Origin of the sequence: Streptomyces sp. FH025, from assembly GCF_017427025.1 — a bacterium.
GTDB lineage: Bacteria > Actinomycetota > Actinomycetes > Streptomycetales > Streptomycetaceae > Kitasatospora.
This window is the reverse complement of record NZ_JAFLNG010000725.1, coordinates 1-3,765: the sequence shown is the minus strand read 5'-3', so window position 1 is coordinate 3,765 and position 3,765 is coordinate 1. Positions and strand designations below refer to the sequence as shown.

General features: G+C 74.6%; 5 protein-coding genes. 3 read left to right on the top strand and 2 right to left on the bottom strand.

Annotated features, from left to right (window positions below):
• Positions 1-616 (top strand): ZIP family metal transporter (locus J0670_RS32790; RefSeq protein WP_207815768.1); only part of this gene is annotated, 616 nt, incomplete at its 5' end.
• A gap of 37 nt (positions 617-653) precedes the next feature.
• Here J0670_RS32790 and J0670_RS32785 read toward each other — a convergent pair.
• Positions 654-1,571 carry a LysR family transcriptional regulator gene (locus J0670_RS32785; protein ID WP_207815762.1) on the bottom strand — a complete coding sequence of 306 codons (918 nt, stop codon included), beginning with the start codon at positions 1,569-1,571 and terminating at the stop codon, positions 654-656.
• 103 nt (positions 1,572-1,674) lie between these two features.
• On the opposite strand from J0670_RS32785, the gene J0670_RS32780 reads away from it, so the two are divergent.
• The gene (locus J0670_RS32780) at positions 1,675-2,616 is read left to right on the top strand and encodes an EamA family transporter (protein WP_207815769.1); all 942 of its coding nucleotides are present in this window, start codon (positions 1,675-1,677) and stop codon (positions 2,614-2,616) included.
• Here the strand turns inward: J0670_RS32780 and J0670_RS32775 are convergent.
• Entirely contained in the window at positions 2,531-3,040 is a 510-nt protein-coding gene (locus J0670_RS32775; protein WP_207815761.1) for a MarR family winged helix-turn-helix transcriptional regulator, read from the bottom strand. The two genes, J0670_RS32780 and J0670_RS32775, sit on opposite strands and share 86 nt — an antisense overlap.
• Positions 3,041-3,206: 166 nt before the next feature.
• Here J0670_RS32775 and J0670_RS32770 point away from each other — a divergent pair, with 166 nt between their 5' ends.
• Positions 3,207-3,539, top strand: coding sequence for a DUF2218 domain-containing protein (locus J0670_RS32770; protein WP_207815760.1), 333 nt, complete (start codon positions 3,207-3,209; stop codon positions 3,537-3,539).
• The last annotated feature ends 226 nt before the right edge of the window (positions 3,540-3,765 follow it).

Sequence of the window (3,765 nt, the reverse complement as noted above, 5' to 3'; positions counted from 1 at the left end):
GGCCATCCGCCAGGCGCCGGGCGAGGTGCACGGCGTGCCGCAGGCGCTGCTGATGTTCGCGGCCGGCTTCCTCACCATTCACGTGGTCGAGCGCGCGGTCGCCATCCACCGCGGCCACGAGGGCGAGTACGCCGCGCACACCCACGGACACCACCACGGCCACACCCACCACCGAGGGCACCAGGGCATCGGGCTGACCGCCGCCCTGGCCCTGGTCGGGCACAGCGTGATGGACGGCTTCGCGATCGGCGCCGCTTTCCAGGCCGGCACCACGGTCGGCACGGTGGTGGCCATCGCGGTGGTCGCGCACGACTTCGCCGACGGCTTCAACACGTACACGATCACCCGGCTGTACGGGAACAACCGGCGCCGGGCGGTGGCCCTGCTCGCGGCGGACGCGCTGGCCCCCGTCTCGGGCGCCGCGATCACCCTGGCCTTCACCATCCCGGAGCACCTGCTCGGCCTCTACCTCGGCTTCTTCTCCGGCTTCCTGCTCTACCTGGCGACCTCCGACATCCTCCCCGAGGCGCACAGCCCGCACCCCTCGCGCAGCACCCTGCTGTGCACCGTCGCCGGGGTCGGCTTCATGTGGCTGGTCATCGGCCTGGCGAGCTAGCCGTCCAGAAGGCGAACCAGCTACCCCGAGGGGCGAACTAGCCGTCCTGGAGGGCGCCCCAGCGCTCCCGCATCGCCGCCAGCGCCTCGGTGATCGCCGGCCGCCGGGAGGCCTGGGCGCGCCAGAGCGCGAACACACGTCGGCTCGGCTGCGAGGCCACCGGGCGGGACACCACCCCGGGCGGCAGCGGGCCCCGGCCCAGCCGGGGCACCAGGGCCATCCCCAGGCCGGCCGCGACCAGCGCGATCTGGGTCTCGAACTCACCGGCCTGGTAGCGCACGTCCGGTTCCTCGCCGGCCTCGCGCAGGGTGCGCAGCAGCCAGTCGTGGCAGATGTTGCCCGGCGGCACGCTGATCCAGCGCTGCCCGACCAACCGCTCCACCGGCACCGCCGACAGCGCCGCCAGCGCCGCCAGCGCGTCCCCGGCGGGCAGCACCAGGTCCACCGGGTCCGTTCCGAGGTCCAGCCGGATGAGCCCGTCCTGCACCGGCAGCGGCACCGTCGGCCAGTCCTGCACCAGCGCCAGGTCCACCTCGCCCCGGGCCACCAGCTCCGCCGCCGGGTACGGGTCGCTCTCCAGCATGCGGACGTCCAGCTCCGGGCAGCGCCGCCGCAGGTCGGCCAGCACCCCGGGCATCAGCCCGCGCGCACCGCTCGGGAAGGCGGCCACCAGCAGCCGCCCGACCGCCTGGCCGCGCTGCTCCTCCAGCCGCACCTCGGCCTGCTTCACCAGCCCCAGTACGGTCCGCGCGGTGGCGGCCAGCTCGCGCGCCGCGTCGGTCAGCACCACGCCCCGGCCCTGCCGCTCCAGCAGCACCGTCCGGGTCTCCCGCTCCAGCTTGGCGATCTGCTGCGAGACCGCCGAGGGCGTGAACCCGAGCGCGGCCGCCGCCCCGCCGACCGAGCCGTGCACCGCCACCGCGTGCAGCGCCCGAAGGCGTCCCAGATCCATCATGCAGTGATCCTAAAGTGTGTCCTTCAGTATTCATCGCTGGTGCTACACGTTCTCCTGCCGCCATGCTCGACCCATGACCGCAACACCCGCCGCCCCGGGCGGCATGCGTCCCCGTCACATCGCCCTGGCCGTCCTGGTGGCGGCCGTCTGGGGACTCAACTTCGTCCTCATCCACGTCGGCCTGGACAGCTTCCCGCCGCTGCTCTTCTGCGCCCTGCGGTTCGCCGTGGTCGCGGTGCCGGCGGTGTTCCTCGTCGGCCCGCCCAAGGTGGCCTGGCGCTGGGTGCTGGCGGTCGGCCTGGTCCTCGGGGTGGTCAAGTTCGGGCTGCTCTTCCTCGGCATGCACGCCGGGATGCCGGCCGGCCTCTCCTCGCTGGTGCTCCAGGGGCAGGCCGGCTTCACCGCCCTGTTCGCCGCCGTCCTGCTGCGCGAACGCCCCGGCGGGCAGCGGCTGCTGGGTCTGGCGGTCGCCTTCGCGGGCATCGGCCTGAGCGCGCTCGACCAGGGCCTCGGCGGCCCGCTCGGAGCCTTCGCCCTGGTGGTGCTGGCCGCCGTCGCCTGGGGCCTGTCCAACGTGCTGACCCGCAGGGCCGCCCCGCCGGACGCGCTGCGCTGGATGGTCTGGGTCAGCGCCGTCCCGCCGCTGCCGCTGCTGGGCCTGTCCCTGCTGGTGGAGGGGCCGGACGCGGACCTTCGGGCGCTGCGCGGGATCACCCTCGCGGGACTCGGCGTGATCGGCTACGTCGGGCTGGTCTCCACCCTGTTCGGCTTCGTCGCCTGGAGCTACCTGCTGCGTCGCTACGACGCCACCGCCGTCGCGCCCTACTCGCTGCTGGTGCCGGTGTTCGGGATGTCCTCGGCCTGGCTGCTGCTCGGCGAGCGGGTCAGTCCGGCGGCCGCCGCGGCCGCGCTGCTGGTGATCGCCGGGATCGGGATCACCGCGCTGCGCCCGGGGGCGGCTACCGCCGCGGCGGCCCGGCTGCGAGGAAGCGGGCCTCGGCGGCGCGCAGCACTCGCAGCAGCACCTCCTCGTCCTCGGGGCTGACCTCGCCGAAGTACTCCTGCGCCACCTCGTCCCGGACCTGCCCGATCCGCTCCACCGCCGCGCGGCCGGCCTCCGTCAGCAGGAGCCGTACGGCCCGCCGGTCGGCCGGGTCGGGGCTGCGCTCGACCAGTCCGGCCTCCTCCAGCGCGTCGACCACGGTGGTGGCCGAGCGGGGGGCGATGTGCAGCTTGTCGGCGAGGTCGCTGAGCCGCATTGCGTGGTCCGGCGTCTCGCAGCCGGGCACGTGGGCGAGCGTGCGCAGCGCCCGGGCCTGGCCGGGGGTGATGCCGTAGGGCTCCAGCCGCCAGCCGGTCTGGCGGCGGATCCGCTTGATCGCCCTGGTCATCGCGTCCGCCAGTTCGGCGGCGGTGCCGGGGGAGCCGGGGGAGGGGTCCGCCGGATCGTCGGTCGGCGTGGTGGTCATCGGCGGTCTCCTCGGCTGGCGTCCGCCCAAGGGTATCGGCCGGTCCGGGGCGCGCGGCCGACGGTGGACGAGGATCGGGGAAATATGTTGAGCCTAGCTCAGTAACTGGGTTAGCGTAGCCCCGAGTGAGGGGACCCTAAGTTCCCTCCCCGAACCTGGAGGGCCCATGCCCCGCTCCGAGGCGCGCGTCGTCACCGACCGCCCCGCCCGCTACGCCAAGCAGCTCGCCGCCCACATGGGCCGCAAGATCGAGGCCACCTTCTCCGAGGAGACCGGCCGCGGCACCCTGGTCTTCGGCGCCGGCACCGCCACCCTGGAGGCCGGCCCGGACGCGCTGCTGCTCACCGTCGAGGGCGAGCGCGAGAACCTGCCCGGCCTGGAGGACGTGGTCGGCCGTCACCTCGTCCGCTTCGGCGCCCGCGACGAACTCGTTGTCGAGTGGCACCGGGACAACGGCGAGGCAGGAATGGTCCACCGCAACGAGGAGCCTGAGGCGTAGGGCGTACGCCCCCGTCCCGGCGCCCGCGCCCCGGCTGTGCCTCCGGTCGTGTCCCCGGTCGTGTCCCGGCCTGCGTCGCGGCCCATGGATCAGCCCGGACCGGCTGATCCGCCCGGCGGGCCCCCGGGCCTCCGGGCGTCCGGCCGAGGCAGCCACCGGTCCAGCGCCCACAGCGCCAGGGCGGCCAGGCACCAGCTGGCCACCACGTCCAGCAGCCAGTGGAAGT

What these genes read in the sequence shown, in the direction of transcription:
- J0670_RS32775 (WP_207815761.1), bottom strand. Translation starts at nt 3,040, where the DNA reads ATGACCACCACGCCGACCGACGATCCGGCGGACCCCTCCCCCGGCTCC.
- J0670_RS32770 (WP_207815760.1), top strand. Translation starts at nt 3,207, where the DNA reads ATGCCCCGCTCCGAGGCGCGCGTCGTCACCGACCGCCCCGCCCGCTAC.
- J0670_RS32780 (WP_207815769.1), top strand. Translation starts at nt 1,675, where the DNA reads ATGCGTCCCCGTCACATCGCCCTGGCCGTCCTGGTGGCGGCCGTCTGG.
- J0670_RS32785 (WP_207815762.1), bottom strand. Translation starts at nt 1,571, where the DNA reads ATGATGGATCTGGGACGCCTTCGGGCGCTGCACGCGGTGGCGGTGCAC.